The sequence below is a fragment of the Duganella paludis genome (assembly GCF_054461335.1).
The window spans coordinates 955315-982141 of sequence record NZ_CM136922.1; the positions used below are offsets into that span (position 1 = coordinate 955315).

The following is a 26827-nucleotide window of genomic DNA, read 5'->3' on the forward strand; positions in this document are numbered from 1 at the left end:
AAACCTTCAGCTTAAAACTCCTCCCAGCCATCGGCGCCGTTGGCATCGCTGGTGGTGGCTGCGGTCTTGCGCTGCTCAGCCGCAGGCTTGGCCACGGCCACCGCAGTCGTGCGGCGCGGCAGGGCTTTGGCCGGCGCCGACACCTTTGCCCGCGCTGGCCTCGACAAAGCCGGCGCCGCGCTCATGCCATCAAGCTTGAACACGCTGACCACGTCGGCCAGCTTGGCCGATTGCTCCTGCATCGATTCGGCCGCCGCGGCCGCTTCCTCGACCAGCGCGGCATTCTGCTGCGTTACCTGGTCCATCTGCGTAATCGCATCGTTCACCTGCGCGATGCCGAGGCTTTGCTCTTCGCTGGCATTGCTGATCTGCGTCATGATCTGCGTAACGCGGCTGATGCTCTGGACGATTTCGTCCATCGTCTGGCCGGCCTTGTCCACCAGTTCGGAGCCGATCTGCACCTTTTGCACCGAATCGTTGATCAGGCCTTTGATATCCTTGGCGGCAGCGGCCGAACGCTGCGCCAGGTTGCGTACTTCCGAGGCCACCACGGCAAAGCCGCGCCCCTGCTCGCCGGCGCGCGCAGCCTCCACCGCCGCGTTCAAGGCCAGGATATTGGTTTGGAAGGCGATGCCGTCGATGACCGAAATAATGTCCACGATCTTGCGCGACGAATCATTGATGGAGCCCATGGTGTTGACCACCTCGCCCACCACCGAACCGCCACGCGTGGCGATCTCCGACGCGCTGATCGCCAGCTCGTTCGCTTGCCGCGCATTCTCCGCATTGAAGCGCACAGTGGACGTCAGCTGCTCCATCGAGGACGCGGTTTCCTCCAGCGAGCTGGCTTGCTCCTCGGTGCGCGAGGACAGGTCCTGGTTGCCGGCGGCGATTTCGGTGGACGCCGTCGCAATCAGATCGGTGCCGTTGCGCACCTGGCCGACGATGTTCACCAGGTTGGTGTTCATGGTCTTCAAGGCGTTCATCAACTGGCCGGTTTCGTCGTTGCTGTGAACCTGGATGTCGCTGGTCAGGTCGCCCGACGACACGGTCTCCGCCACCTTCACCGCTTCATTGATCGGCTGCGTGATGGTGCGCGTGATCCACCATGCGGCAAATGCGCCCATCGCGATCGCCGCCACGCCGAGCAGCACCAGCAAAGTACGGCCGCTCTGGTACTGCTTCTGAATCTCGACCGCCGTCGCATCCAGCGAGGCGGCCTGCTTGTCGGAGAAAGCCTTCAGCGCCGCGAGGTAGCGGATGCGGCTCTGGGTCATGTCGCCTTCATAGATTTTGGCCGAGCCTTCGAGGTCGCCGGCGTTCTTGGCGGTGAAGACGGCTTTGCGGAAATCGGTGTAGGTTTTGCGCGTGTCGAGTACCTGCTTGAAGACAGGCTTGAGGTCTTCGTCATCGATGTTGGCGCCGATCTGGTCCTGGATCTGCGTGGCGCGGCCGGACGATTCGGCCATCAACGCTTCAAGTTTCTTCTGGTCCGCAGCGTCTTTCACCATGAAGGCGCCGGTGGTGCGCGCGGCGTTCACTTCGATGATCTTGCCCCACTCGGCAATCATGCGCTGATCACGGATCTTCACGTTGATCATTTCATCGGTCTTGTTGCTGGCGCTGCTCAGGCGCAGGATGCCGATGGCGGTCATTGCAACCAGCAGTAATAAAATAAGCGAAAAACCGAAGCCCAGCCGGGTGCCGATTTTGAGATTGTTCATAGCGAACTCCCTAGCGAATAGTCTGGATTGCCCAGTTTATGCTAGCACTATTTGTCCACAATCTATAGCATCAAAAGAAATATTTAGCGCTGCGGCGCAGCATTATTCCGTGGATGAAGCCCCCAGCAAGTCCTCCACGCCGGCCATGGCGGCCGGATCCTTGATCACGGCGCGCAGCCAGACGTGCAGCGGCATCTCGCCCCAGCTGGCCGCGCGGTCGGCCAGATAGGCAACCGGACTGTGCGGTTCGGTACGGCGGAAATAGTCGGCGATCAGGCGTAATTGCTGGAGAGCCTGGGTGCGATTTTGCAGGCCGGCGCCGGGCAACATGGCCGGACTGGCAACGGCGGCGCCATCGGAATTGCCGCCCGCATCGACCACAGCGAACTGGGTACGCGGCGCCAGATTGCGGATCACGGCCTGCACCGCCTCCTTCGCCGGCGTGAAGCCGGGACCATCGGCGCCCAGTTGCGTATCCACCACGCGCTCGAACGCGGTCAGCGCTTCGAGGCAAAATTCGGCGTCGGCCAGGACCGGCGCGGCGCATTCCTGCACCAGCGCCGGTGTGCGGCTGAGCAGCCAAAACAGGTTGCCGATGCGCTGATCGTAGTCGCCGTCATCGACCAGCGGATATAGGTCGGTCCAATACTGCTCGCACAAGCCGGCCAACACCGCGTAGCCCTCGCCGAGGCCGCGCAGGCCCCGCGTCTTGGCCAGCGCTTCGGCCAGCCATGCAGCCAGTTGCAGGTGCTTGCTGCGCGTGGCGATCAGTTGCGCGCAGCGGCTGGCGACGAAGGACCAATCAGCTTCCTTCAGCGCGGTTTCCCATTCGCCCTGGTCCAGCGTGGGATCGTCATGCTCGCGCGCTTGCGCCACTTCGTCCACTTCGTGGCTGAAGGAAATGTCGTCGCCGCACCGGCGCTCCGCGCTGACCGGTTGCAGCAGTTGATCGATGCTGAGCATGGAGGTCTCCTATTTGACGATGTATTTGAACTGGCCCTTGCTGTTGGCGCTGACCTTGATGCGTGCGATGCGCTCTTCCTGCGCCATCTTCTCCAGCACCGCCTGCGCGATTTCCGGCAGCAGCGTGCCGTTGAGGATGTGGTCCACATTGCGCGCGCCGGAATCGACTTCGGTGCAGCGCGCCAGCACGGCCTCCACCAGCGAAGGCTCGTAAGTGAACTCGGCATGGTGGTGGTCGGCGATACGCTGCGCGATGCGCGCCAGTTTCAGCGCGATGATCTGCGCCAGCACCGCATCGGGAATCGGGTAGTACGGCGCCACTTTCACGCGGCCGAGGAAGGCCGGCTTGAAATGCTTCACCAGTTGGGGACGCAGCAGCTGTTCCAGCGCCTCAGCATCCGGCGGCGCTTCCTTGTTCAGGCAGGCCTGCATGATGGTGGCGGAACCGGCGTTGGCGGTGGCGATGATGATGGTGTTGCGGAAGTCGATTTCGCGGCCTTCGGCGTCGTCCATCACGCCTTTGTCGAACACCTGGAAAAAAAGTTCGAGCACATCCGGGTGGGCTTTTTCGATTTCGTCCAGCAGCACCACGCTGTAGGGATTGCGGCGCACGGCTTCGGTCAGCACGCCGCCCTGTCCGTAGCCGACGTAACCGGGCGGCGAGCCTTTCAGGCCGGAGACGCTGTGCGCTTCCTGATATTCGCTCATGTTGATGGTGATGAGTTTGCGCTCGCCGCCGTACAGCAGGTCGGCCAGCGCCAGCGCCGTCTCGGTCTTGCCGACGCCGGACGGACCGACGAACAGGAACACGCCTTTTGGCTTGTTGGGATCATCGAGATTGGCGCGCGCCGTGCGCACGCGCTGCGCCACGGCCGCTATCGCCTGCGGCTGGCCGAGGATGCGGGCCTGCAGTGCATCCTGCAGCGACAGCACGGTGCGGATTTCGTCCTTGACCATTTTCCCCAACGGGATGCCGGTCCAGCCGGAGACAATGGCGGCCACGGTGGCACCATCCACTTCCACCGGCACCATCGGCGTTTCGCCCTGCAGCGCCGCCAGTTCCTGCTTCAGTGCGCGCACCTGATCGGGGCCGTCGCTGCGGCGGCGCGCGATGTCAGCCACGATGGATTGTTCGCGCTGCCAGCGTTGGGTGTGACGCGCATGTTCCGCCTTGAGGGCCGCGTGGCTCGCCTCCAGTTGCTGCACGCGGGCCGCCGGGCCATCCTCGCGCCGCAGCGCGGCGATTTCGGCGTCGATGCGTTCCATGCGCTTTGTCGCGTCTTCCAGCAATGCCGGCGTGCCGCTCTGCGCCAGCGCCACGCGCGCGCAGGCCGTATCGAGCACACTGACCGCCTTGTCCGGCAACTGCCGCCCGCTGATGTAGCGATGCGATAGCCGCACAGCTTCCGTCACCGCTTCATCGCGGACGCGCACGCCGAAGTGCATCTCCATCAGCGGCGCCATGGCGCGCAGCATGGCGCTGGCGATGTCTTCGCTCGGCTCCTCCACTTTCACCACATGGAAGCGCCGCGCCAGTGCGGCATCCTTCTCGAAGTATTTCTTGTACTCGCTCCAGGTGGTGGCGGCGATGGTGCGCAGCTCGCCGCGCGCCAGCGCAGGCTTGAGCAGGTTGGCGGCGTCGTTCTGTCCCGCCGCGCCGCCCGCGCCGATCATTGTGTGCGCCTCATCGATGAACAAGATGACGGCGCGCGGGCTTTGCTTCACTTCGTCGATGAGGTTTTTCAGGCGATTCTCGAACTCGCCCTTGACGCTGGCGCCGGCCTGCAACAGGCCCATATCCAGTGTGTGGATCGCCACATCCTTCAGCGCGGCCGGCACGTCGCCGGCGGCCACGCGTAGCGCCAGGCCTTCCACCACCGCCGTCTTGCCGACGCCGGCCTCGCCGGTCAAGATGGGATTGTTCTGGCGACGGCGCAGCAGGATGTCCACCAACTGGCGGATCTCGCTTTCGCGGCCGATCACGGGATCGAGCTTGCCTTCGGCGGCCAAGCGCGTCAGGCTGGTGGTGTATTGGTCCAGCGCCGGCGTGCGTGCGGCGCCGGCAAGCGGAGCGGCGGCGGTTGCTGGGGCTGCGGCCGTTTCTTCCTGCGAGCCATGGGTGTACTTCTCCAGTTTGTGTTTGATGTCGTCGATGGGGAATTTGGCGAACTGCTGCGAGGCGCGCAGCGCCAGTTGTTCCAGTTCGGGATCGGTCAGCAGAGCCGCCAGCAGGTGCCCGCTTCGGATCTGGTCCGGTGGCGTCGCCAGCGAAGCGATCAGCCATGCATGTTCCAATAGCAGCGGCAGATGGCGCGAGAACACCGGCGTGCGCGTGCTACCGCCCTTGAACTGGCTGATCTCATGGTGCAGGTCCGCCTCCAGCGCCTCCACGTTGACACTGCACTGCCGGGCTATCAGCGCCAGGTCGCAGCGCTCCTGCTCCAGCAGGGCCAGGAACAGGTGTTCCACCTCCACTTCGTGCTGCCCAAGCGCCACGCAGATGCTGGCGGCGCGGGTGGTGGCGATGCGCGTGGTGTCATTCAGTTTTCCGATCAGCGATTTCAGGTTCATTTGCGGCCTCCGCGTGCGCTGCGGTTAATCGAGTAATGCAGCGATGACGGTTGCAGCACCGCGTCAAAGCTGACGGCTTCGGTGTAAGTCAATCCGGCCAGCGTGCCGTAGATGGCGAAGCGCACGCGGTTGATGGAGCCGGGTTCGTGTTCCAGGCGTGCCTGCACATTGCGCAGGCGCGGTTCATGTCGTTCGATCGCCGCTTTCAGCGCGGCGCAGATGCGGGCACGGTCTTCGCCGCTGCTCAAGCACATGCCGGCGAAATCCAACAGGCCGTAGTTGGCGATGGAGCGCGCGCATTCGGGATAGGCGCGCATCATTTCCTCTGGCAGCGCGCAGCGGGTGTTCAGCAGGTCTTCCAGATCGCTCGCGACGCCGTCCTTGAACTGTTCCAGCGACATGCGGGGCGCCGCCTGGCCGAGCAATCGGTCCAGCAGGCCGGGAGTAAAGCCGTTCATGCCATGCCTTCGAAAAAGAGCCAGGCCTGAACGGCCTGGCTTGGAGCGCAGAGGTGTTAAACGATGCGATTGGCGGCCAGGTCCCAGCCGCCGGAAGTGTTACCACCGGCGCCGCCGCTGATTTTCTGCTGCGTGTACTTCCACTTGATCTTCGAGAATTTGAACGCGACGTCCTCGCTCAGGATGTCGCCTTCTTCCACCGCCGGCGAGACGGCGCCGATCAGCACATTGTCGATTTCGATCTCGAAGTACTTCACACGCTCGCCCTGGGCGTCCGCGCGCATGAACTCGAACTTGGCCTTGGGGATGGTGCGGCCGGCCGAGCAGGTTTGCAGCAGCACCGGCGAGGACAGGTCGGCCAGCTTGGAGATCACGATGTCGCGATGCTCGCAGCGTTCCGCCGTGTGGCCGCCGCCGGTGGAAGCGGTGGCGGACTTGGGTTGCTCCACGCCGAAGCTGACGGATTTGCATTCGATCCAGTCCTTGTGACGGTCGTCATTCGATTCGCCCTTGATGCCATCAATATACAGATATACGTCGATTGCCATTGCGTGCTCCTCTAGGTTGTTGTGGGGTCAGTAGTTGGTCGACTGCGGCAGCTCCGCGACCAGACGGAGTGAAACGGATAACTCGTCGAGCTGGAAGTGCGGACGCAGGAAGGAGACGGCGCGGTACACGCCCGGCCGCCCCGCCACTTCATGCACCTGCACCGAAGCTTCGCGCAGCGGGAACTGCGCCTTTTGCTCCTGGCTGGCGTTGTCGTCCAACAGGACGTATTTCATCAGCCAGCGATTGAGAAAATCTTCGACGTTGGAGGCGGAGGCAAAGCTGCCGACCTTGTCACGCATCATGGCCTTCATGTAGTGGGCGATGCGCGAGACGGCGAAGATGTATTGCAGCTGCGAGGACAGCACGGCGTTGGCGTTGGCCGCTTCCGAACTGTACTTGCGCGCCTTTTGCGCCGACTGCGCGCCGAAGAAGGCGGCGTAGGCGGTGTTCTTGCAATGGACCAGGGAGATGAAACCGAGGTCGCTCAGCTCCTTCTCGCGGCGGTCGGTGATGGCCACTTCGGTCGGGCACTTGAGCGCCACCTCGCCTTCGTCGGTCTTGAAAGTGTGGGTGGGCAGGTCGTCCACCAGGCCGCCGCCTTCCACGCCGCGTATCGCCGCGCACCAGCCGTAATCACCGAAGGCCTTGGTCAGCTTGGCGCCGAAGGAGTAGGCGGCGTTACACCACAGGTATTTCTGGTGGTCGGTGCCATCGACTTCCTCGACGAAGTTGAAGCCTTCAACCGTGGTGCCGTCCACGGGATTGAACGGCAGGCGGCCCAGAAAGCGCGGCAGCGTCAGGCCGACGTAGCGCGAGTCTTCGGATTCGCGGAAGGCCTTCCACTTGGCGTATTCCACGGTATCGAACACCTTGGACAGGTCGCGTGGCTTGGCCAGGTCGCCGTAGGTCTCCAGGCCGAACAACTCTGGCGAGGCGGAGGCGATGAACGGCGCGTGCGAAGCCGCCGCCACGTGCGACATCTGCTCGATGAAGTACATGTCCTCCGGCTGGCGCGAAATTTCAAAGTCGCCCAGCAGCGCTGCATACGGTGCCCCGCCGAAGGTGCCGAATTCCTCTTCGTAGATTTTCTTGAACATCGCGCTCTGGTCGAATTCCAGCGCGGACTGGAAGTCCTTCACCAGTTCGCGCTTGGTGGCGTTGAGCATGCGGATCTTCAGTCCCTGGCCGGTGGCGGAGTTTTTCACCAGGTAGTGCAGGCCGGTCCAGCTTTGTTCCAGCTTCTGGAAAGCTGGTGCGTGCATGATGGCGCTCAGCTGGGTGGAGATCAACCGGTCCAGCTCCGCCACGCGCGCATCGAGCGTGGCGGACAGGTTGTTGGACATTACCACCGTGCCTTCCAATACCTGGTTCACCAGCTCCGTGATGATGTCCTTGGCGCGCGCGTGCTCCACGCTGGACTTGGCGACCTTGCTTTCCTCGACGATTTGATCGAGCAGGCTTGCGCCGTCGAGTTCTGGGGCGGCGGCCTGCGCCTGGTTCAGTTGTGCGGACATGTCAGCTCCCCTTGGCGGTTTTCAGGCTGGCCAGCTTGTCGGTGCTGCTCAGGACTTCGTTCAAGATGTCTTCCAGCTTGTCGTTGCCGGCCAGTTTGTTGCGCAGGTCGGCCAGCTTGCTGCGCGCTTCCAGCAGGCGCGATAGCGGCTCCACCTGGCGCACCACCGACTCCGGACGAAAATCATCCATGGCCTTGAAGCGCAGCTCCACATTGAAGCTGCTGTCTTCGCCCGTCAGCTGGTTCGGCACCTGGAAGCGCGCCACCGGCTCCACGCCGCTCAGCACTTCGTCGAAGTTGTCGCCGTCGATGTTGACGAACTTGCGGTCCTTAAAACGCTTCTTCTCCACGTCCGAGTTACCGCCGAAATCGCCGACCACGCCGACCACGAAGGGCAGCTCCTTGTTCTCCATCGCGTCGCCGATCTCCACGTCGTATGTCATCTGCACGCGTGGCGGACGCACCTTGGTCAAGCGCTTTTGAATACTGTCGCCGTTTGCCATGTGATCTCCTTATTTCAATCCGCCGAACGGATCGCTGTTGTTGGTCTGGGGGTTTGCCTTGGATGCCGGAACGGCGGCGGTGGTGCCCTTCTTGCCTTGAGTCGGCGCTGGAATCGGCGCGGCTTTGCGGGTGTTCGCGGCCGGCACCAGCACGTCCTCGCCAAGGCTGGTGCGCAGCAGCTTGGCCAGGTCCTGCGCTTCGGAACGCAGCGAGCCATTCAGATTATTTTGCTGGCTCAGATCCGCCAGCGCCTTGGTGGACAAACGCAGGCCGCTGACGGCGACGATGCTGTTAGCCAGTTTGTCGTTGGGATCGCGCTGCAGCGCCTCCAGCGCATTCATGATCGCCTCGCCGTAGCTGGCGCGGTCGAACTTCATTTGTGCCATTTGCAGCCATGGCGTTTTATCGGCGGGATAGCTGGTGGCGGCGGATTTCAGGATGGTCTGCGCCTTGTCGGTCTGGCCTGCGGCCAGTGCGGCGTTGGCGTCGGCGATGGCGCGGTCGAGTGTCGCAGCCTGCGGCTTTTCGCTACGGACGGTGACGCCATCCGTCGCGCAGGCCGACAACAACAGCAAGCCGGCGACGGCGATACATGGCAGCCATGTTCTGGAAGTGCTCATTGGTTTCTCCTTTTGCGTAACCGAATAGGAAGAAGGCCATTATTCATGAACGCTTTTCCCGCAAGTTGCGTTCGCGCAAGAGCTCACCTCTTTTCTCTTTGCTTGCGCCGTCGCAAAAAGCGCCAACGCGGCTTTCGCTCTAATGAATGAATCGCTTGAAAAAATATTCAACAGAAGGAGACCGTATGAGCATTCCGTCGAAGGTGTTGTGGGGCGAAGGCTTGTTCCTGCGCCCGCAGCATTTCCAGCAGCAGGACCGGTATCACGAAGCGCGCCTGCATCACACCGCGCGGGCGCTACATCCCTACCTGTGGGGCGTGCGCGAAATCACGTGGGATCTCGACGCGCTCAAGGCCGGCAAGCTGCGATTGGAATCGCTGTCCCTCATCTTCCGCGATGGCGAGATCGTCGACGCACCGGCCAGTGCACCGTTGCCACCGGCGGTGGACCTGGCGCGCATTCCCGTCAGCGTGACGGAAGTGACGTGGTACGCTGCCCTGCCCTCGCTGGCGCCAAACGGCGGCAATGCCGTCGCGGAGCAGCAGCACGCCGGCCCGCGCTACAGCCACGCCAACCGCGAAATGGCGGACCTGTACACGCAGGCCGTCGGCGCGGAGGTAGGCTTCCTCAGGAGCGCGGTGCGGCTCATGTCGGACATGGAGCCGCTGGGTGCTTTCGAATGCGTGCCGGTGATGCGGCTGCGGCGCGTGGTCACGGGCGGCTTCGAACCTGATCCCGCCTTCATTCCACCCGGCCTGTCGATCGCCGGCACGCCCGCGCTCAAGGCTCTATTGGACCGCTTGCTGGATGCGCTGCAAGCCAAAGTCCAATCGCTGCAAGGCCATATGCGTGAGCCTAGCCGCAACGTGATCGAATTCCGCTCCGGCGACGTCTCGTCCTTCTGGCTGCTGCACACGGTCAGCACCTCGGCCGCCGCGCTGATGCACTACGTGCGCAATCCGCAGCTGCATCCGGAGCGCCTGTTCGAAACGTTGCTGGCCTTGGCCGGCGCGCTGATGACCTACTCCAAGCAGTACGCGTTGATCGATCTACCGGGCTACCAGCACGATGATCCCGCACCCTGCTTCGCCGCGCTCGACAACATCGTCCGCGACCTGCTGGATACGGTCATCTCCACCAAATACTTCGCCATTGCGCTGACCGAGGAGAAGCCGAGCTACCACCTGGGCAAGCTCGATTCCGGCAAGATCGACCAGCGCACCACGCTGTACCTGGCCGTCAGCGCCGCGCTGCCGGCGCTGGAGCTGGTGGACGTGGTGCCGCTGCGCGTCAAGGTCGGCGCGCCGGACGACGTCGAGAAATGCGTGCTGTCGGCCATGCCGGGCGTGAAGCTGACGCACGCGCCGCAGGTGCCGGCGGCGATCCCGGTCCAGCCGGACACCTACTACTTCGCATTGGAGGGCAAAGGCATGTTGTACGAACAAATGCTGAAAGCGCAGTCGATTTCCATCTACGTGCCGGCCGGGATACGCGACCTGCGCCTCAACCTGATCGCGGTGACAGCATGACGCCCCAAGTCGAACGCCGCGCCATTCCAACGCTGATGGGCGGTCAGCGCAAACAGATCCAGTCTGGCTATGGGCACGTGCAAACGCTGCTCGACCTGATGCAGGAAGGCTTCTACCTGTTGTTCATGCTGAAGAACGGCAGCGCGCCGCCGGGCGAAGCGGCCTTCCTCGATTCCATCACCGCCTACCTCGCCGAATTCGACCGCGAAGCGCGCAAGCTGCGCGCACAAGGCGAAGATATCGACGCCGCCAAATACGCCTTCTGCGCCGTGCTCGACGAAATCATCCTGGCGTCGCCGTTTCCGATGCGTTTCGCGTGGGAGCGCCGGCCGCTGCAACTGGTAATCTTCGGCGACCAGCTGGCGGGCGAGCACTTCTTCGACCGGCTGGAGGCGCTGCGCAGCACCGGCGGCGCGCGGCTGCCGGCGCTGCAGGTTTTTCATATGTGTTTGCTGATCGGCTTTCGCGGCAAGTACGCGCTGGACGCCAGCGACAAGCTGGCCTACCTGACGGCGCGCCTGGGCGACGAGATCGCGCACATGCAGGGCAAGAGCAAGGGCTTCGCGCCGCAAGCCGAACGCCCGGACCAGATCGTGCACAAGCTGCGCACCAACACGCCGTTGTGGGCGGTGTCCGCCGTGTTCGGGGTGATTGCGACCGGCGCTTACCTCGGGCTAGAGTCGTCGCTGTCCCACTCGACGCAGGACACGCTGGCGGCGTATTCCGGGCTGGTGAAGCTGGCGCCGCGCCCGGCCTACGTGACGATTACGCTGCCATAGCAACCGCCCGCTACTGCGCCACGCGGAACTCGATGCGGCGGTTGCGCGCACGGCCTTCCGCGCTGGTGTTCTCGGCCACGGGACGATCCGGTCCCTGGCCGGACACCATCACCATCTCGGGATTCACCCCCTTCCCGCCCAGGTAAGTGCGCACCGCTTCTGCGCGGGCCTGGCTCAGGGCCAGATTGCTGTCGCGCAGGCCGGTGTTGTCGGTGTGGCCGATGACCTCCACCTTCTTGCCCTTGACCTTGTGCAGGGCGGCCGCCATTTCGTCGAGAATGGCTTGCCCGGAGGCGGTCAGCGTCGCCTTGCCGCTTTCGAACTCGATGATGCGCTTATCCAGCGTGGCGTCCAGCAGGTTCTGCTCGGCGGCGCTGACGCGCAGGCCGTTGTTGACGGTGTAACTGGGATTGAGGCTGGTGGCGACGTCGCTGGCGATCTGCTGCCGCTGCGCCTCATTGGCCACCTCGCCGCGCAAGGTGACGTTGGTGCCGTCGATCTTCAACTCGCCTTTGCTGATCAGCTTCAGATTGGGACCGATCAGCTTCTGCACATAGCCATTCCAGTTGGGCGGCAGCGACACCTGCGCGATGCTCAGCTGGTCGACCACGCGCTCGGCGCCGTACAGCGCACGCAGCTGCGCCAGCATCGCCGCCTTGCTGGCTTCATCCGGCACCGCGCCGGTGACCACGATCTGGCCGGGCGTTTGCGCCACCGCACATGCGGCGGCCGACAGCAACGCGCTCACCATCAGTTTCTTGAGCATGGCGGAACTCCTTCAAACAAAGGTTTCGTGAAACAAGGCTTGCGCGGAACGCAGCGACAACTGTCCCTGCTCCAGGTAGGCCGACAGCTTCTGCACCCTGGCGTCGCCGGCGATCAGTTCATCGACCCAGCCGGCGTAGTCGAAATTGATTTGCTGCTCGGCGGCGCGGTGCGGATCGATGATGGCGGCCAGCGTTTCCGGCGCGGCGCCGCCGAAGCCGATCACCAGCGAAGGCTGTTCGCGCAGGTCGGCAAAGAACAGGCCCAGTTCAAAGTCGGCCTGCTGCAGGAAGGGCGCGATCAGATCGAGCCAGAACGTCGCCACCAGATTGCGCTGCCGCGACGACAGCGGCAACGGCAGCACCAGGCTTTTATCCAGGCGCTGGGCGCCGCTGCGGCGCACCGGCTGCAGCAGCAGGCCGATCGCCAGCAGGATGCGGCGAACGGAGGAACAACCCAGCATGGCCTCCAGTGCAGCGACCGTGTGCCGGTCGAGGAAGTCGAGAAACGCCCGTTCATGCTGCGCATCGGAGGGATCGATTTCAACGCGGGTGTTCGATAGCGCTTGCAGCGGCAGTTCGGGATCGGTCGATTCCAGCACCTCGGACGCCAGCAGATCCAGTTCGTGCCACAACGGCGACAGGATCAGCGGACTGCGCGGCGCGAAGGTGGCCGGCGCGTCAACTTCGATGGCGGTCATGCTGAGGAATGGATACCGGCGCCGTGAGCTGTCGCTGCTTGCCGCAAGGTGGCCGGCGATGGCGCGCCGGCTGCGCGTGCCGACAAAGGCGAAATGCAGCGGGCGCATAGCGTCGTAGGACAGCTTCCAGCGCGGATCGGCACTGAGCACGTTCATGACTTCGGCCAGCCAGCCGTCCAGCAGGCTGGCCAGCGCGAGGTTGTCGGCAGCCTTGATGAAGTCACCGCGCGCTGGCAACTTGCCGAAGTAGCCGATGCGCGCCGATTGCGGGCCGCGCTTCATTGCACGGCTCCGGCCAAGGCGGTCGCCGGCGGGCCGCCGATTGCGGGCAGCAAGGGCGCGGATGGCGAAGGCGGAGTGGAGGCCGACAGCGGCGCTCCGACCACTGTCTCCGGCAACCGCAGGCCGCGGAAGCCTTGATCCTGCGCGGGGGCTGCCGCACGGCCGTTGTTCTCGGCGTTGCTGACGATCTTCAGGCCCATCGCCACCGTGATGCCGCCGTTGGACCAGCGCAGTTCGAACACACCGCCATCGCGCTTCTGCTTGGCCGCCGCGTCGATCATGCGCTTGAGGCCCTGGTCGCCCGCTTCGTTGAACACATCGACGCTGCGGCCATCCACCGCCACCGCCGTGATGCGTGCTCCCGGCGCGCCCTGCGGGCTCGGATGAACCATATTGGCCCACTGCGCCGGCGTATTCCGGTAGCGCAGCTGCTGGCCGTCGATCTCCACGGTGTATTCCAACGCACCCGGCGCCGGCAAGGGCTGGATCTGGAACACCGTTTGCGGCGCAGCCGCTGGCGCCACGCCGCCCGCGCTGATCGGTGCGATCCAGCCGGGAAAGCGCGCCACCGTTTGCGGCGCCAGCACAATGCCCATGTCGGCCCAGGTGCGCGGCGCCAGCACGTCGCCGCGCCTCAGCACCAAGGGCCCCATGGCGGTAGTGGCGAACTTCGCGATCAATCCTTCCGGGCCGAAGAACTGCGCGATTTCCGCATCGGCCGCTTCGACCCTGGCGTTCGGTGAGAACGGATATTTGTCGGCCAGCGATTTCTGGAACGGCTCGTACACCTGCGCCAGCCAGGTCTTGTTGATCTCCGCTTCGGCCGGTCCGACCAGTACCGCGAAGGTCTGCATCAGCGGCCGTACCAGGATGGGACGTATCGCCTGTTTCTGCGCATCGCTCATCCCGATCAGCATCTGCTCGTCCACGTAGCGCAGCGCGTCGGCCAGTTCGGAGCCGCTGCCCTCGAAGGTCTGCTGCATGAACTGGCGCGCGCCGGGACCGGGATCGCCTTGGTTCTTCAGCTGGTTCAAGCGGCTGCGCAGTTTGGACAGCGCTTCCATGTACGCGCGCATCAGCGAGGCATCCTTGTCCCTGGCCGCCACGAGCCGGGCGATGCCGTCGAACTCGCGGCCCACAGGCCCCAGCGCGGCGGCCGGCCGTTCCGCCGGCAGGTTGATGTTGACCTGCGCCGGCGAGCGCCGCAACAGGCTGTATTTGATCCAGTTGATGAAGCCCGTGCGCGCCTCCTTCACCTCCGCGCTCATCACGGAAGGATTGTCCCACGAGGTTTGCTGATGGATGGCGCTCAGCAGCTTGGACAGCGGCGAGGCCTGCGGATCGCCAAGCCGGTTCATGGCCGTGACGGCGGCATCGAAGCCGTTCAGATTGGCGATGCTCACGCCTTGTACGAACTTTTGCCACTCGCGCGCGTAGTCGGCCTTGTACAAATCACTCAGCCCTTTCTGGATTTGTTCGGGACTGCCCTCCAAGGTCAGGTCGTCGCGGGCGGCAGTCTTCAGCACCCAGTCCGTGCTTTGCAGTTCGCGGTTGGCGGCATCGCGGAAGGCTTCCTGCACAAATTTCTCCCACGCTTCGCGCGTGTAGGCGCCCGGCACGGCGTAGCTGCCGGTGATCAGCGCCTGGTCCTGCTCGCCCACCATGCGCGCCACCGTCTGGGTCGGGAAGCGCGTGTTGGCGCGGGCGCGGATGTCGGCGTACACGCGTTCGCGCGCCGGCATGCCGCGCACCACGCGGCGCAGGTTCTCGCGCGCCTGGTCCACCAGCGCCAGCTTCAGGTCGATGCGCGGCCAGGCCGGATCGGGGATCTGCGCCAGGTAGAAGGTCATCAGCCGTTCGGCGCTGTGGATCATTTGTTCGCGCTGCATGGCGCCGCGATTGTTCTCCAGCCACGCGCGCCAGTGGCGCGGCAGCTGGTCGTTCAGGTGACTGGCCTCGGCGTGGGATTTATCGGCCAGCATCAGGTAGCTCTTCAGCGCGTTGTAGGCGTCGTCCACGCTGGCGGCGGAGGCTTCCTGGAATTGCCGGCCAGCCGTCGAGGAAGGCGCAGCTGCGGGCGCAGGCGCCGCGCCAGCCGGCTGCAGCAGATCCGGATGCGCATTCATCTCGGACAGCAGCGTCTCGAGGTTGGCGACCACCGGCATCAGCATCACGTTCTTCACGCCCGCAAAATATTCCTCGCGCAGCTTGCGCTCTAACAGTTCGCCCTGATAAAGCCCCATGCGCAGCGACCATGGACGCGACTCGCGGTAGGTCTCCAGCTGCACCATGCGGTCCTGGATGATCTCCAGTGCCTCCAGCCGCGATTGCAGGTCCAGGCGCTTGGCCTGCAGCTTGATGACCTTGTCGAGGTCCGCCTGCACATTGCTCACCAGCTGGCGATTGCCCAAGTAAGCCCAGCTCCAGCCGCCCAGCGATGCGCCCAGCAGCAGCACCGCCGCGAAGAAAGCCCCATAGCGCAAGCGCACCTTGGCCCTGCTGGCGTACTGCGACACCAGATCCTTGTCCGCAAAGATCACCTTGCGCAGCAGGTTCAATAAAAAGAAGCCCGAATGCCCGGCGCCTGCGGCCGCCGGTTCATCCTTCACGGTCAAGTCGAAGCGCTTGGCCACGCGGTGCGACTGCTCGCTGAGCGGCACGCCCTCCTGCAAGGCGCTGGTGAAGTAAAAGCCTCGGAACACGGGCTTGAACTGGAACGGATTCTCTTCGAACAGCGTCACGAGGAAGGCGCTCAACGGCGCGCGGATGGTCGCGAACTCCAGCGGAAAGGTGAACACGCCCGGCTCCATGCGCTCGCGCCGCTGCTGCCCCATGGTGGCCAGGCTCATGGCCTTCAGGCCGTCGCACAGCTCATCGAAGGCGTGATCGAAGAAGGCCATCACCTGCTGGCTGCTGGTCTTGCGCTGATAGGGCATGGTCGCGCCCCATACGCGCTCGCGCTCCGCGCGTTCGGCCTGCGCGAAGAATTCGCCGAAACCGGCAATCAGGTCGGCCTTGGTGAACACCACGTACACCGGCGCGAACACTTCCAGCCGCTCGGTCAGGTCCTGCACGCGCTTGCGCAGGCTGCGCGCCAGCTGCATGCCGGCCTCCGGATCGTCGCCACGCAGCTCCGCGATGCTGACCGCGATCACGATGCCATTGATTGGCGCGCGGCGGCGATACTTCTTCAGCAAATCCAGAAAGCCGAACCACTCGGCGCGGTGCTCCTCCAGCACCGAGTAGCGTCCTGCAGTGTCGAGCAGGATGCCTTCGGTGGTGAAGAACCAGTCGCAGTTGCGCGTGCCGCCCACGCCCTGTAGCACTTTGCCGTCGGCGAAGGGGAACTGCAAACCTGAGTTGGTGATGGCCGTGCTTTTGCCTGCGGCGGGATTCCCGATGATCATGTACCACGGCAGCTCGTACAAGGCGCGCGAGCCGGCAACGATGCCGAGCTTGGAACCTTTGATGGTGTCGATCGCCTTGAGCATGCTGTCGCGGATGGCCTTGACCTCCGCCGCGCAGGGATCGGTGTCGGCCGGGTTGATGACCTCTTCAAGCCTGGCCGACTCGCGCCTGGCGCGCCAGCGTCGCCAGCACCACACGGCGCCGGCCAGCGCCAGCATCAGCGCGATGGCGCCCAGCGCCCAGATCAGCGCCAGCTCCAGCACTTGCGCGCCCAGATAAAAGAGCGCCGCCATCGCCGTCAGGCCGATGATGGTGAGGTGGCGGCTGTCGGTCAGAAAATCCCAGATTCGACGCATCATAGATCGTGTCCGGCGAAGGTGACGACGCCCAAACCGCAGGCGGACCGATCAATGTTGCCACCAACAAAGCCGGCATTTATTGCGCGAACGCAATAGGCCTCACTTCTTCACCGTGCCCGGCACGCGCAGTTCGGCGTGGCCGAAATCCATCATGGTCCAGTGGCCGCCCCAGGTCAGCCCCGCCGCTTCGGCCGCCGCGCCGTAGAACTGATAGCCGCGCATGGCCCAGGGATCGCGCTCCGAAATCACCAGCTTGCCGTCGCGCAGGAAGGCGCAGTCCGCCGCCAGCCCGAACTGGTGGTAGCTCTGGAACGCCCTGGCGTTGGTCACATTGGGGCCGCCGGCGGCCAGCGTGTTCTGCCGCTCCGGGCTGCGGTAGCCCTCCAGGATCGCCATGTCGTAGCCATGCCGCTCCTTCATGATCCTGAACACCAGCAGCAGCCGCTGTGCAAAGGCGGGATCGAGCAGCTGCCAGTTGCGGTTGGCGCTGTCGAGCATGGGCCGCACCAGCGTCACCTCGGCGGTGGTGAACACCGGCGGCGGCAGGGGCGACGGCACGGTCAGCTGCTCGCCTTGCAGCAGGCCGGCGATCTGGTCGTTGATGGCGTGCGTGTCGCTGTCGAAGCCGGACAACATGCTGCGGCCGCTGAGCATCAGCGCCAGCAAGGGCGGCACGGCCAGCAGCACCGATGCCGCCAACAGCAGCAGATAGCGCCGCTTCAGGAAGCGCAGCGCGCTGCGCAGCGAACCGCCGGCTTCCCGCCCCAAGCCGCCCACCTGCAGCGCCCCCTGCCGCACGCCGCCGCGCAACTGCTGGCCGATGCGGCGGCCCACCGCATGCATTGACTGCACCACCACATCGCGCCCGGCGGGAAACAGCAACAGCCAGGCGCAAAAACACGTCATCACAAAGAACAGCAGCACAGAAAAGAGAAACATGGTGCGCTCCATCAAAACGGGCCGGTGCCACAGGCCGGACACTGCATCGTAGGCCGTTCGCAGCGCTGCGACCTCGGCCAGATCAAACGCAAGGGGAAAATCTTGAACACGTCAAAATCCAAACCCGACCTGCTGGCAGCGTCCTCGCGTGGCCAGAGCCGGCGCATCCTGGCGCAACTGGAACACGGCCCGCGCGCACCGGCCCATCCGGCGCGCGCGGGCGGCTGGACGATCGATGGATGGACTATCGGATTGTTTGCGCTGCTGCTGTTGATGTGCAGCGTGGCGTGGATGATGCACGCCAAGACGATTACGCCGCAGAGCTTCCGCCAGGGCTACAGCAGCGGCGCCGCATCGACGCTGGCGCGCAGATCGTCGCCACCGCCTGCGGAGCACGCTTCGCAGGGCGAGCAGGCCGCCGCCATCATTAATATGCCGCCGGCGGCGATGGCGGACGGCGACGCCGTCGCGGAGGCGGAAGCCAGCGCAGGAACGCCCGCACACAACGCCCAACGGCGCTCAAGCGCGAGCGTCGCAGCGGCCTTGCCTGCGTCATTGACCTCCGCGCCGCAGGCGTCACGCACCGTGGCGGCGCAGCACAAGTCGCCTTCGCCGCCAACGCGCGCAACGCCGCCGGCGGTGACCAGCGGCCCGGTCGCAGGCGCCACAGCACAAACCGGCGACACCGACGTCACCCTGCTGACCGCCCTGGTGGCGCACGCCAACAAGCCGGCAGCGGTCACGCCGGAACGGCCGCGCGACGTGGTCGAACGTCAGGAAGGCGACAGCACCGCGCAACTGCTCACACGTTGCAAGCAGTTGGGGCTGATCGAAGGCATGCTATGCCGTTCGCGCATCTGCTCCGGTCGCTGGGAAAGCGACGCCGCCTGCCGCGCGCCCAGCCACTGATCAACCGCGCGCGGGAATGTTCAGCCCTTTCACCACGGCGGGACGCGCCACGAACGCGTTCAGTACGCGCTGCACGTTGGTGAACTTGTCGAACTCGACCAGTTCGCCGGCTCCGTAGAAACCAACCAGGTTGCGCACCCACGGGAAGATGGCGATGTCGGCGATGGTGTAGTCATCGCCCATGAGCCACTGGCGGCCTTCCAGGCGCTGCTCCAGCACGGCCAGCAGGCGCTTCGACTCGTTGATGTAGCGGTCGCGCGGGCGCTTGTCCTCGTAGTCCTTGCCGGCGAACTTGTGGAAGAAGCCCACCTGGCCGAACATCGGTCCTACGCCGCCCATCTGGAACATCACCCACTGGATGGTTTCGTAGCGGCCGGCGGCATCCTTCGGCAACAGCTGGCCGGTCTTTTCGGCGATGTACAGCAGGATCGCGCCGGACTCGAACAGCGGCAGCGGCTGGCCGTCCGGGCCGTTCGGATCGATGATGGCCGGAATCTTGTTGTTCGGATTCAGCGACAGGAATGCTGGCGACAGCTGATCGTTGGTCTCGAAGCTGACCAGGTGCGGCTCGTAGGCCAGGCCGGTTTCTTCGAGCGCGATCGAGACCTTCACGCCATTCGGCGTCGGCAGCGAGTACAGCTGCAGGCGTTCGGGATGCTGGGCCGGCCATTTGCCGGAGATAGGAAATGCGGACAGGTCTGACATGGTTTAACGCTTTCGAAAAGAAAATGTCCGTCGATTATCTATGAAGCGCGGAAAACCTGCTGGCGACCGGCCGCTGATATCCCTCTCCCAACTTTTGTGGCTATTATGGTAATATCGATTCGCCGGATGAGCTATCCAACCATCCGTCTCCAAGCAGCGAAATGCCTCGCCATGATCCAGCTTGATCCGCGCACCATCGTCTTCTTCTCTTCCGTCCTCGCGGCATTGATGACGCTGATCTTGCTCACCCTCAGGAGCAGCTTCGGCCAGCATCTGCGCGGCATGCTGGCCTGGGCTGCCGGCACCGCCCTGTTCTCGATCGCAAGCGCGCTGTATGCGTTGCGCGGCCAATGGCACGAGCTCATCACCGTCGTGCTCGGCAACGGCCTGTTCATGGCGGCGGCCTGCTACTGGACCGCCGGCACCTTGCGCTTCTACGGCGTCAATCCCCGTCCACGACTGCTGGTGTTGACCTGTGCGGCCATCACCCTGTTGATCTGGTGGTTTCTGCAGGTGTCGCCGAACTACCAGGTGCGGCTGATGGCATTCACGGCCACCGGCTGCGCGCTGTACGCGATTCAGGCGGTGGTGTCCGCGCGTTACGGCGAGCGCCATCCGGTATCGTGGTTTTTTACCGGATCGCTGATGGTGTCGGCGCTGTTCATGTTCGTGCGCTTTGTCAGCGGCGCGTTCGCGCTGGAGCCCAACGCGCACTTCCTGTCCGAGGACTGGGTGCAGATCTGCTACCTGTTGTTCGCCAACTCCGTGCCGCTGCTGCTCTCCACCGGCTTCTTCATGGTCGCCTCCAGGAAAATCCAGTCGCAGCTGAACGAACTGTCGCGCCACGACTCGCTGACCGGCATCCTGAACCGCCGCGCCTTCCTTGAGCAATGCAACACCGAACAGGCACGTCACTTACGCCACCAGCGCCCGCTGTCGATGATCTTGATCGACATCGACCACTTCAAGAAGGTCAACGACACCTACGGCCATGCGGCGGGCGACGCCGTGCTGATCGGCGTGTGCGACACTGTACAGGCGCTGCTGCGGAACAGCGACGCGCTGGGGCGGATCGGCGGCGAGGAATTCGCCATCCTCCTGCCCGAAACCGGCATCACCTCGGCCCACACGCTGGCCGAGCGCATCCGCAACGGCGTGGCCGAAACCAAGATGATGGGCGGCCTGGAGGTGACCCTGAGCCTGGGCGTAACCACCTTCGCCACCGAGTACGACCGGCCGCAGGACGCCATGCGGCGCGCCGACACCGCCCTCTACCAGGCCAAATCCGAGGGGCGCAACCGAACGGTCCTGGCGCTTGCCTGAAAGCCAGCACCGGCCCCAACGGTCTTTAGTCGCAAGGCCGCTACCTTGGGCGATTTCGCCACGCAAAAAGCGGTGCGCGTGACCAAGATCAGCGGTAGAGAACCGACAACGGCTACTTTCTACCGGACCGAGTTCTGACCGAGCAAAGCACCACCTTTAGTAAAAGCAAGACGAGCAACAGCTCCGCCACCAGTTCAAGCACCAGCATCACACTCCAGCGACACGTCGACGGACACGCTGACACTAAAAGGCCAAGTGCTGGGTCAGGAAACCATCACGGCTGCAGCAGGCACCTTCTCGACTATCAAGTACATCACCACACTCTCCCGCATCACCCAGGAACTCTCTCTGGTGACTGAATCAACCTGCTGGGCCGATCCCGATTCCGGCGTCAACATCAAATGCGACATCGTCCAAACCTATACCGACGCTAAGCCGCAAAACAATTACGTGACCACCACAACCGAAGAGCTGGTCGCCTACTCCCACGCCAGCACCCAGCGCCAAAAACTGGGCACCGAACGCTACGCCGGCAGCTGGGCCGGGACCTTCGTCGGGGACGATCACGGTTACTGCACCTTCACGGTGGCCCCGGCGGGACAATTGGCGGGCAATTGCCAAAGCACGGGCATGGGCGGCACCTTCGGGCTGAGCGGCGCTATCGACGCCAACGGCAACCTCAGTTTTATCTTCACTGCGAACGGCGTCTCGACGCCCACCTTCAAAGGCACACTCGGCTCGCCGAGCGCCATGGCTGGCAGCTGGTTGCTGTCCACCGGCGGCGCTGGCACCTGGTCCAGGCAACACCAATAAGAACTGCGCCAGTGCGCCGAAATGCAAAAAGCCCAGCCTGCGAAGGCTGGGCTTTTTATCTGGCATGTCGATCACGCCGCATTTTTGCGACGGGCGGCAACACCCATCAGGCACAGGCCGGCCAACAGCATGGCGTAGGTCTGCGGTTCCGGCACGGCCGTCAGGAGGATATTGTCCAATGCGAACTGACCTTGGTTGGTGCTGAAGCGTGAACAGCTCCCGGTGCCGCCGTCGCAGAAGTAGCCGTAGACAAACAGATCGGTAACGATGCCATCGGTCAAGGTGCCGGAGCCGCCCAGACGGACGCCGCCGGTCGTTGGGATATTCATGAAAGCGCCACTGCTTTTAAGGGGATAGTAGAACGCCGCATAGCTGCCATCCGCCCGATCCGCCTCGACCGCAAGGTATACGGTGCTGCCCGCTGGCGCATCGAGTACCGGAATGTAGGCTGCCGACATGCCACCGAACAAAACCTGCGCGCCGCTCACGTGCCCCAAGTGGGCGATGCCATCATTGAGAACACTCAGGAAATTCGTCTTATTATCTTTGGGGCATACGCTGTTATAGCAGGTATCGGGGTCATTGCCGTTGGAGAGCGAGCCTATCAGTCCACCCGGGCCATTGATATCCTGCATGTCAACGAAATAGCCGCCTTGGGTCACGTAGTCGCCGCCCAGCAACAGCGGAGCGAACGGAACGTTGCTCGCGTCCACGTTTTCAAAGTCAATAATATAGGCGTTGGCCGCCCCGGCAAATAACAACGCCGCAGCAGCGGCCAGCGTGGATCGCAACAACTGTTTCATGAATGAGCCCCAAGTGGTTTTTATTAAAAATGAATTCCATTTTTGCAACACCCCACTAGATCACAAAACAAAGATTGCGTAAAGAGAAAGCTTCATAAGTTACACTACCGGATTTACCGCCTCCGGAAAGAACCAACGATGCGTGCCCGCCTACTTTGCGCCAGTTTGATCATCGCCTTCACCATCGCCGGCTGCGGCGGGGACACGGCGAGCCAGTCCACCGCTGCCCCCCAGCGCATGCGCATGGGGGGCAGCGTGGTACAAACCAGCGCGGCGGCGCCTATCGTCTTCAATGGCTTGCGCGGCAACTACAGCATCGCGCCGAGCGCCGAAGGCTACCTGGTAACGGACTTGACCGGCAGCGAGGCGCCACGCACGGTGGCGGCAACGGCACGCTTGCGCTTCAGCGACACGTCGCTGTCGTTTGACATCGACGGCATTCCGGGCCAGACCTACCGCCTGTACCGCGCCGCCTTCGCGCGCACGCCGGACGTGGCCGGCCTCGGCTATTGGATCGGCGTGCTCGACCAGGGCGCCGACCTCGGCTCGGCGGCCCAGGGCTTTGTCGACTCGGACGAATTCCGCACGCTGTACGTCAACGCCACCACCAATACCGCCGTGATCAACCAGTACTATCAGAACGTGCTGAACCGGGCTGGCGACCAGCCTGGCATCGATTACTGGGTCAACATCCTCGACACCAGGAGCGCCACCTTCGCCGGCGTGCTGACCGGCTTCAGCGAGAGCGCCGAGAACAAGGGCGGCACCGCCGGCGCCGTGCAGAACGGCATCAGCTACCTGGAATATGGCGTCAGCTACCCCGGCCTCGGGCAGACCTTCCCGCTGCGCTCGGCCTATCATCAGCGCATCATCACCCCGGCCACCGATTACCTGACATTTTCGGGCAACTGCACCGGTTACGCCTCGTTTACCACATTGGCCGCGACCAGCGGCACGTTCGAAGGCGGCAGCGCGCTGCCGGCCACGACCAATGTCAGCCTCGGCCTGACCACCTGCTCGCCGGCGCGACTGGCGTTGACCCTCAACGACTATTTCGACAGCAGCGACGCCCTGCTCGGCAGCAGCCAAGCCGGCAATTATTACGGCGTCAGCAGCGGCGCCCAGCGCAGCCTGCCGCCAGTAGCCAAGATCGGCGATGGCGGCGTGTATGCAACCCAGCAGCTTTACGCCGACGCCACCAAGGCCGTCAGCACCGGTCAGCGCGTGCTGAGCTATACGGTCACGGCGGACGGCAATGCCAGTGGCAGCGCCATCCTCAAGCTGAGCGCGGCGCATACCAGCACCAGCGGCCAGGCCACGTTCAACCGCTCGCTCAGCTACCGCATCGGCGCCGACGGCACGCTCGTCCTGCTGAGCGCGGACGAGCTGTACTCCAACGGCATCCACCTGGTCTACACCGCCACGCCGGACTCGGCCCAGCCGGCCAAGCTGACGATGATCGACACCCTGGCCGGCAGCGGCAACCCGACCGTGGCAGGACAGAAGCTGACGGTCAACTACACCGGCTGGCTGTACGATCCATCCAAGCCCGACTTCAAGGGCAAGCAGTTCGACACCTCGGCCGGGCGCGGCAGTTTCAGTTTCCAACTGGGCGCCGGGTATGTGATCCAGGGCTGGGACCAGGGCATGGCCGGCATGAAGATCGGCGGGAAGCGCACCCTGCTCATTCCTAGCGTGCTCGGCTACGGCACCAGCGGTAGCGGCGCCAGCATTCCAGGCAACGCGGCGCTGGTGTTCGACGTGGAACTCATCAGCGTTCAGTAATCTTTTTTTCTTTCATTTGTAAGAGTAGCTATGCAACTAACAAACTTCAGCGATAAATTTTCCGACAACCTCGCCCTGATTCCCTTGATGGATACGGTTGCGGCAATCGAACTGATCGACCAGTCAGGCGCTTCCGTGGCAAAGATTGAAAATAAACCAGGCCAAGCAGGATCGCTCCGGGTTTATTGCTGGCTGGCCGAAAAGCTCGGCGCGATTACGCCCGAAGCAGCGCAGGCAGGCCTGACGATTTATGCCGAACACACACAGGATGCCCGCGCCAACCCGGGGAAACATCCCAACATCGACCGCCTGTTCAACATTCAAACGCCAGATCAAACCCTGCAGGTAAAACGCCTGTAAGGCCTAAAACGCAAAAACCCAGCCGGATGAGGGCTGGGTTTTTGAAATACTACAAATTCTGGCTCCCCGACCTGGACTCGAACCAGGGACCTGCGGATTAACAGTCCGTCGCTCTACCAACTGAGCTATCAGGGAATTGAGGCCAACATTATAGCCGCCACTCTTCCGTTTGCCCAGCCCCAAAATCTATATTTCTCCAGCCGCCCTGAAAAGTCCCTTTTACGTCACAAGGAACACAATTCTGATGTACCTGGGAAGAAAGTTACTTTATCATTATTTTTGTTTCCATAATCATACCAAAAAAAAGGGGATGCGGCTATGAAACTGGGCGAATTCACACGGAAAATCCTGCTCGCAAGCTTCGCAAGCGTGGCCATGGCATCGGGCGCCAGCGCCGCCAATGTGCTGCTGTTCGACGATTTCATCTACGCCAATGACGTATGGGGGACGGCGCTGGCAGGCTTGGGCGTCAACGTCACCAGCGTGACCGACGACAACGCCTTCAACGCGGCCATCGGCGGCGGCTATGACCTCGTGGTGGTTCAGTTGGACAACGAGTATCACACACTGAACCTGAGCGGCTACCTGAGCGGCGGCGGTAAACTCATTTACGGTAACTGGCAGAGCATCGACGACGCCACCGTGGGCGTCACCCAAGGCGGCGCCAACGAGTATGGTTTGCAGATCACCTCGGCAGCCCTGTCCGCCGGCCTGAGCAGCGCCACGCAAGTGCTGACCAATCCGACCTACGGCATCTTCTCGCGCGAGCTCGACGGCGCGACGAGCCTGGCCACGCTGGGCTCCTACTCCGGCATCCTGCAAACCTACAACGACCAGATCATCGTCAACGGCTTCCTCGGCGAAACCATGGCGCTCACGTCCGACGAGGTTCGCCTCTATCAAAACGAAGTCACTCTGTTGATGGGGCCGGTGCCTGAGCCCAGCACCTACGCCATGCTGGGCGCCGGCCTGGTCCTGTTGGGCGTTGCCGCCCGCCGCAAACGCTCGGCCTAGTCCGCAACAGCCTCGGGTGCCGGCGCGCATCCGGGGCGTTCAGATATTGATATGCTGCGCGATCACCGCATCGAGTGCGCGCACATCGTCTTCATCATCGTCGAGTTGCTGGAAGTCTTGCGCAATGGCCGACAACTTGCTGCGCAAGAATATCTCCTCGGCCACCGGACTGGCAACTTCCGCGCGCCGCATCATGCCCTCCCGCAGTTGCAGCGTCGTCGGAAACACCTGGACGGACCAGGCGCCGAGCCGCACGCCGGCGTACAGCAGACGCGCCTGTTTCAGGCTGCAGCCTCCGGCAAGGCAGGCATAGTAGAACATGCGGTCGGCGTCATGCCGGATCACGCTCGGATCATCGCACGCGACGTCATGCACGATGGATGCGCGTCGATAATCGTCGGTGTAGGGACTGCCGACGGTCGACCACAAAAACTCCGGAATGCTGGCGCCGTTGACGATGGAACCGGCTGGCGCAGACCACAGCTTGCCGCCGGGGTCCTTGAACCAGAAGTCTTCCAGCAACAGCATGTCCCGGTCCTTGCCGGCCGCGTTGATCAGCCACTCGGTCTTCGGGTTGCCCGAGAAAAAACCATGCGACATGGCGGTCTCCCCTTGTATCAGATTGAACTATCGCGCCAGCGTCGGCGCCAGCTCGGTCCACTCGCGGCTGGAGCGAATGCGGCGGATCGCCTCCCAGGTCGCCCTGACCACTGCGGGATGGCTGTCCGCGTATTGATTGCTGAACACCAGATAGGCATCGCTGAGTAAAAACGCCGGCGCCACGATGCGCAGCGATATGAACTCGTTCTGCGCCAGGAAACCCTGGGCGTCCGACTCGCGGATCACCACTGCCTGAAAGCGGCTGGCTTTGAGCATGTGCATCAACTGCAGCGCCGTCTTGGCGGTGTCGGAATTGCGAATGCCGAGTTCATCCAGCATCAGCCGCACCACATTGACGCCGCTCGGATAGGATACCGGCGTATTCAGGCCCGCCAGCGTCCTGCCGTCCCAGCGCAATGGCTGATCGGCGCGCGTGACGAAGACCCAGGTGTCTATGCCCACGGAAAAGCTCCTGTCCGGCAAGCCATTCTTCAGCGGGAAGCGCATGAACTCCTTATAGGCGTTGAACGCCTGCGCGCCCAGCACCCCATCCACTTGTCCCGCGCGCACCGCCTCGATACAGCGCCGCCACGGCAGCACCACGAACGACGGCTCGACACCGGCCGCGCGTGCGCCGGCGCGGGCGAGGTATTGGGCTTGGCCGTCGTGATCGGGAAACATCAGCGGCGCGGCCGGCCGGTCGCTCACGCACAACGTCATGCCGAAGGCAGGCATGCTCAGCGCGGAACAGGCCGTGCACAACAACAGCAAGCGCGACGCGGAAAATGGCAACGTGAGCCTCCCAAGCCGGGGACAATGCGATTCTGGAAGGATAGCATGCAATGACGCCAG

The 26827-nt window shown here is 63.6% G+C and carries 24 protein-coding genes and 1 tRNA gene; 8 read left to right on the top strand and 17 right to left on the bottom strand.

Annotated elements, in window-relative coordinates; translation table 11 throughout:
• Positions 1–11: 11 nt before the first annotated feature.
• The 8 genes from ACXZ1M_RS04335 to ACXZ1M_RS04370 form a co-directional block, all read right to left on the bottom strand.
• Positions 12–1724: a methyl-accepting chemotaxis protein gene (locus ACXZ1M_RS04335; RefSeq protein ID WP_459051970.1), complete on the bottom strand. Its 1713-nt coding sequence runs from the start codon at positions 1722–1724 to the stop codon at positions 12–14.
• Between the two features lie 102 nt (positions 1725–1826).
• Positions 1827–2687 carry a type VI secretion system protein TssA gene (gene tssA, locus ACXZ1M_RS04340; protein WP_459051971.1) on the bottom strand — a complete coding sequence of 287 codons (861 nt, stop codon included), beginning with the start codon at positions 2685–2687 and terminating at the stop codon, positions 1827–1829.
• A gap of 9 nt (positions 2688–2696) precedes the next feature.
• The gene (tssH, locus tag ACXZ1M_RS04345) at positions 2697–5258 is read right to left on the bottom strand and encodes a type VI secretion system ATPase TssH (protein ID WP_459051972.1); all 2562 of its coding nucleotides are present in this window, start codon (positions 5256–5258) and stop codon (positions 2697–2699) included.
• Positions 5255–5716 (bottom strand): type VI secretion system baseplate subunit TssE, encoded by a 462-nt coding sequence (gene tssE / locus ACXZ1M_RS04350; protein ID WP_459051973.1) that lies wholly within the window; start codon positions 5714–5716, stop codon positions 5255–5257. Before tssE ends, tssH begins: the two co-directional genes overlap by 4 nt.
• Before the next feature lie 56 nt (positions 5717–5772).
• The gene (locus tag ACXZ1M_RS04355; RefSeq protein ID WP_459051974.1) at positions 5773–6264 is read right to left on the bottom strand and encodes an Hcp family type VI secretion system effector; all 492 of its coding nucleotides are present in this window, start codon (positions 6262–6264) and stop codon (positions 5773–5775) included.
• 27 nt (positions 6265–6291) lie between these two features.
• The gene (tssC, locus tag ACXZ1M_RS04360) at positions 6292–7779 is read right to left on the bottom strand and encodes a type VI secretion system contractile sheath large subunit (RefSeq protein ID WP_459051975.1); all 1488 of its coding nucleotides are present in this window, start codon (positions 7777–7779) and stop codon (positions 6292–6294) included.
• Between the two features lies 1 nt (position 7780).
• Complete coding sequence (gene tssB, locus ACXZ1M_RS04365; RefSeq protein WP_459051976.1) at positions 7781–8281, bottom strand: type VI secretion system contractile sheath small subunit; 501 nt, start codon at positions 8279–8281, stop codon at positions 7781–7783.
• 9 nt (positions 8282–8290) lie between these two features.
• Positions 8291–8902 carry a tetratricopeptide repeat protein gene (locus ACXZ1M_RS04370; RefSeq protein ID WP_459051977.1) on the bottom strand — a complete coding sequence of 204 codons (612 nt, stop codon included), beginning with the start codon at positions 8900–8902 and terminating at the stop codon, positions 8291–8293.
• Positions 8903–9087: 185 nt separating this feature from the next.
• Here ACXZ1M_RS04370 and tssK point away from each other — a divergent pair, with 185 nt between their 5' ends.
• Positions 9088–10431, top strand: coding sequence for a type VI secretion system baseplate subunit TssK (gene tssK, locus ACXZ1M_RS04375; RefSeq protein ID WP_459051978.1), 1344 nt, complete (start codon positions 9088–9090; stop codon positions 10429–10431).
• The gene (gene icmH / locus ACXZ1M_RS04380) at positions 10428–11210 is read left to right on the top strand and encodes a type IVB secretion system protein IcmH/DotU (RefSeq protein WP_459051979.1); all 783 of its coding nucleotides are present in this window, start codon (positions 10428–10430) and stop codon (positions 11208–11210) included. The genes tssK and icmH overlap by 4 nt, the downstream gene beginning before the upstream one ends.
• Before the next feature lie 10 nt (positions 11211–11220).
• On the opposite strand, the gene ACXZ1M_RS04385 is transcribed toward icmH, so the two are convergent.
• The 4 genes from ACXZ1M_RS04385 to ACXZ1M_RS04400 all read right to left on the bottom strand — a co-directional run bounded on the left by ACXZ1M_RS04385 (position 11221) and on the right by ACXZ1M_RS04400 (position 17663).
• Positions 11221–11976: an OmpA family protein gene (locus ACXZ1M_RS04385; RefSeq protein WP_459051980.1), complete on the bottom strand. Its 756-nt coding sequence runs from the start codon at positions 11974–11976 to the stop codon at positions 11221–11223.
• 12 nt (positions 11977–11988) lie between these two features.
• Positions 11989–12957 (bottom strand): type VI secretion system-associated protein TagF, encoded by a 969-nt coding sequence (tagF, locus tag ACXZ1M_RS04390; RefSeq protein ID WP_459051981.1) that lies wholly within the window; start codon positions 12955–12957, stop codon positions 11989–11991.
• Positions 12954–16721, bottom strand: a complete 3768-nt coding sequence (gene tssM / locus ACXZ1M_RS04395; RefSeq protein WP_459053974.1) for a type VI secretion system membrane subunit TssM — start codon at positions 16719–16721, stop codon at positions 12954–12956. Before tssM ends, tagF begins: the two co-directional genes overlap by 4 nt.
• Before the next feature lie 102 nt (positions 16722–16823).
• Positions 16824–17663, bottom strand: a complete 840-nt coding sequence (locus ACXZ1M_RS04400; protein ID WP_459051982.1) for a M15 family metallopeptidase — start codon at positions 17661–17663, stop codon at positions 16824–16826.
• A gap of 102 nt (positions 17664–17765) precedes the next feature.
• Between ACXZ1M_RS04400 and ACXZ1M_RS04405 the strand changes: the two genes are divergently transcribed.
• Positions 17766–18572 (top strand): hypothetical protein, encoded by an 807-nt coding sequence (locus tag ACXZ1M_RS04405; RefSeq protein ID WP_459051983.1) that lies wholly within the window; start codon positions 17766–17768, stop codon positions 18570–18572.
• Here the strand turns inward: ACXZ1M_RS04405 and ACXZ1M_RS04410 are convergent, their stop codons facing one another.
• Positions 18573–19277, bottom strand: coding sequence for a glutathione S-transferase N-terminal domain-containing protein (locus ACXZ1M_RS04410; protein ID WP_459051984.1), 705 nt, complete (start codon positions 19275–19277; stop codon positions 18573–18575).
• Between the two features lie 171 nt (positions 19278–19448).
• Between ACXZ1M_RS04410 and ACXZ1M_RS04415 the strand changes: the two genes are divergently transcribed.
• Entirely contained in the window at positions 19449–20600 is a 1152-nt protein-coding gene (locus ACXZ1M_RS04415; RefSeq protein WP_459051985.1) for a GGDEF domain-containing protein, read from the top strand.
• Between the two features lie 351 nt (positions 20601–20951).
• Positions 20952–21413, top strand: a complete 462-nt coding sequence (locus ACXZ1M_RS04420) for a hypothetical protein (RefSeq protein ID WP_459051986.1) — start codon at positions 20952–20954, stop codon at positions 21411–21413.
• A 71-nt stretch (positions 21414–21484) separates the two neighbouring features.
• Here the strand turns inward: ACXZ1M_RS04420 and ACXZ1M_RS04425 are convergent, their stop codons facing one another.
• The gene (locus tag ACXZ1M_RS04425) at positions 21485–22216 is read right to left on the bottom strand and encodes an NF038120 family PEP-CTERM protein (RefSeq protein WP_459051987.1); all 732 of its coding nucleotides are present in this window, start codon (positions 22214–22216) and stop codon (positions 21485–21487) included.
• 138 nt (positions 22217–22354) lie between these two features.
• Here ACXZ1M_RS04425 and ACXZ1M_RS04430 point away from each other — a divergent pair, with 138 nt between their 5' ends.
• The gene (locus tag ACXZ1M_RS04430) at positions 22355–24001 is read left to right on the top strand and encodes an FKBP-type peptidyl-prolyl cis-trans isomerase (RefSeq protein WP_459051988.1); all 1647 of its coding nucleotides are present in this window, start codon (positions 22355–22357) and stop codon (positions 23999–24001) included.
• Positions 24002–24031: 30 nt separating this feature from the next.
• The gene (locus tag ACXZ1M_RS04435) at positions 24032–24361 is read left to right on the top strand and encodes a DUF2322 family protein (protein ID WP_459051989.1); all 330 of its coding nucleotides are present in this window, start codon (positions 24032–24034) and stop codon (positions 24359–24361) included.
• 59 nt (positions 24362–24420) lie between these two features.
• Here the strand turns inward: ACXZ1M_RS04435 and ACXZ1M_RS04440 are convergent.
• Positions 24421–24496: transfer RNA gene (locus tag ACXZ1M_RS04440), tRNA-Asn, on the bottom strand.
• Positions 24497–24679: 183 nt separating this feature from the next.
• Between ACXZ1M_RS04440 and ACXZ1M_RS04445 the strand changes: the two genes are divergently transcribed.
• Entirely contained in the window at positions 24680–25375 is a 696-nt protein-coding gene (locus ACXZ1M_RS04445) for a PEP-CTERM sorting domain-containing protein (protein ID WP_459051990.1), read from the top strand.
• A 39-nt stretch (positions 25376–25414) separates the two neighbouring features.
• On the opposite strand, the gene ACXZ1M_RS04450 is transcribed toward ACXZ1M_RS04445, so the two are convergent.
• A complete protein-coding gene (locus ACXZ1M_RS04450) occupies positions 25415–25975 on the bottom strand; it encodes a DUF1353 domain-containing protein (protein ID WP_459051991.1) in 561 nt (186 codons plus the stop codon).
• Between the two features lie 27 nt (positions 25976–26002).
• Positions 26003–26767 carry a substrate-binding periplasmic protein gene (locus ACXZ1M_RS04455; RefSeq protein ID WP_459051992.1) on the bottom strand — a complete coding sequence of 255 codons (765 nt, stop codon included), beginning with the start codon at positions 26765–26767 and terminating at the stop codon, positions 26003–26005.
• Between the last annotated feature and the right edge of the window lie 60 nt (positions 26768–26827).

Bases quoted from the DNA above. Each gene is read 5' to 3' on its own strand.
- ACXZ1M_RS04335 (WP_459051970.1), bottom strand. From the start codon at position 1,724: ATGAACAATCTCAAAATCGGCACCCGGCTGGGCTTCGGTTTTTCGCTT.
- tssA (WP_459051971.1), bottom strand. From the start codon at position 2,687: ATGCTCAGCATCGATCAACTGCTGCAACCGGTCAGCGCGGAGCGCCGG.
- tssH (WP_459051972.1), bottom strand. From the start codon at position 5,258: ATGAACCTGAAATCGCTGATCGGAAAACTGAATGACACCACGCGCATC.
- tssE (WP_459051973.1), bottom strand. From the start codon at position 5,716: ATGAACGGCTTTACTCCCGGCCTGCTGGACCGATTGCTCGGCCAGGCG.
- ACXZ1M_RS04355 (WP_459051974.1), bottom strand. From the start codon at position 6,264: ATGGCAATCGACGTATATCTGTATATTGATGGCATCAAGGGCGAATCG.
- tssC (WP_459051975.1), bottom strand. From the start codon at position 7,779: ATGTCCGCACAACTGAACCAGGCGCAGGCCGCCGCCCCAGAACTCGAC.
- tssB (WP_459051976.1), bottom strand. From the start codon at position 8,281: ATGGCAAACGGCGACAGTATTCAAAAGCGCTTGACCAAGGTGCGTCCG.
- ACXZ1M_RS04370 (WP_459051977.1), bottom strand. From the start codon at position 8,902: ATGAGCACTTCCAGAACATGGCTGCCATGTATCGCCGTCGCCGGCTTG.
- tssK (WP_459051978.1), top strand. From the start codon at position 9,088: ATGAGCATTCCGTCGAAGGTGTTGTGGGGCGAAGGCTTGTTCCTGCGC.
- icmH (WP_459051979.1), top strand. From the start codon at position 10,428: ATGACGCCCCAAGTCGAACGCCGCGCCATTCCAACGCTGATGGGCGGT.
- ACXZ1M_RS04385 (WP_459051980.1), bottom strand. From the start codon at position 11,976: ATGCTCAAGAAACTGATGGTGAGCGCGTTGCTGTCGGCCGCCGCATGT.
- tagF (WP_459051981.1), bottom strand. From the start codon at position 12,957: ATGAAGCGCGGCCCGCAATCGGCGCGCATCGGCTACTTCGGCAAGTTG.
- tssM (WP_459053974.1), bottom strand. From the start codon at position 16,721: ATGCGTCGAATCTGGGATTTTCTGACCGACAGCCGCCACCTCACCATC.
- ACXZ1M_RS04400 (WP_459051982.1), bottom strand. From the start codon at position 17,663: ATGTTTCTCTTTTCTGTGCTGCTGTTCTTTGTGATGACGTGTTTTTGC.
- ACXZ1M_RS04410 (WP_459051984.1), bottom strand. From the start codon at position 19,277: ATGTCAGACCTGTCCGCATTTCCTATCTCCGGCAAATGGCCGGCCCAG.
- ACXZ1M_RS04415 (WP_459051985.1), top strand. From the start codon at position 19,449: ATGATCCAGCTTGATCCGCGCACCATCGTCTTCTTCTCTTCCGTCCTC.
- ACXZ1M_RS04425 (WP_459051987.1), bottom strand. From the start codon at position 22,216: ATGAAACAGTTGTTGCGATCCACGCTGGCCGCTGCTGCGGCGTTGTTA.
- ACXZ1M_RS04430 (WP_459051988.1), top strand. From the start codon at position 22,355: ATGCGTGCCCGCCTACTTTGCGCCAGTTTGATCATCGCCTTCACCATC.
- ACXZ1M_RS04435 (WP_459051989.1), top strand. From the start codon at position 24,032: ATGCAACTAACAAACTTCAGCGATAAATTTTCCGACAACCTCGCCCTG.
- ACXZ1M_RS04445 (WP_459051990.1), top strand. From the start codon at position 24,680: ATGAAACTGGGCGAATTCACACGGAAAATCCTGCTCGCAAGCTTCGCA.
- ACXZ1M_RS04450 (WP_459051991.1), bottom strand. From the start codon at position 25,975: ATGTCGCATGGTTTTTTCTCGGGCAACCCGAAGACCGAGTGGCTGATC.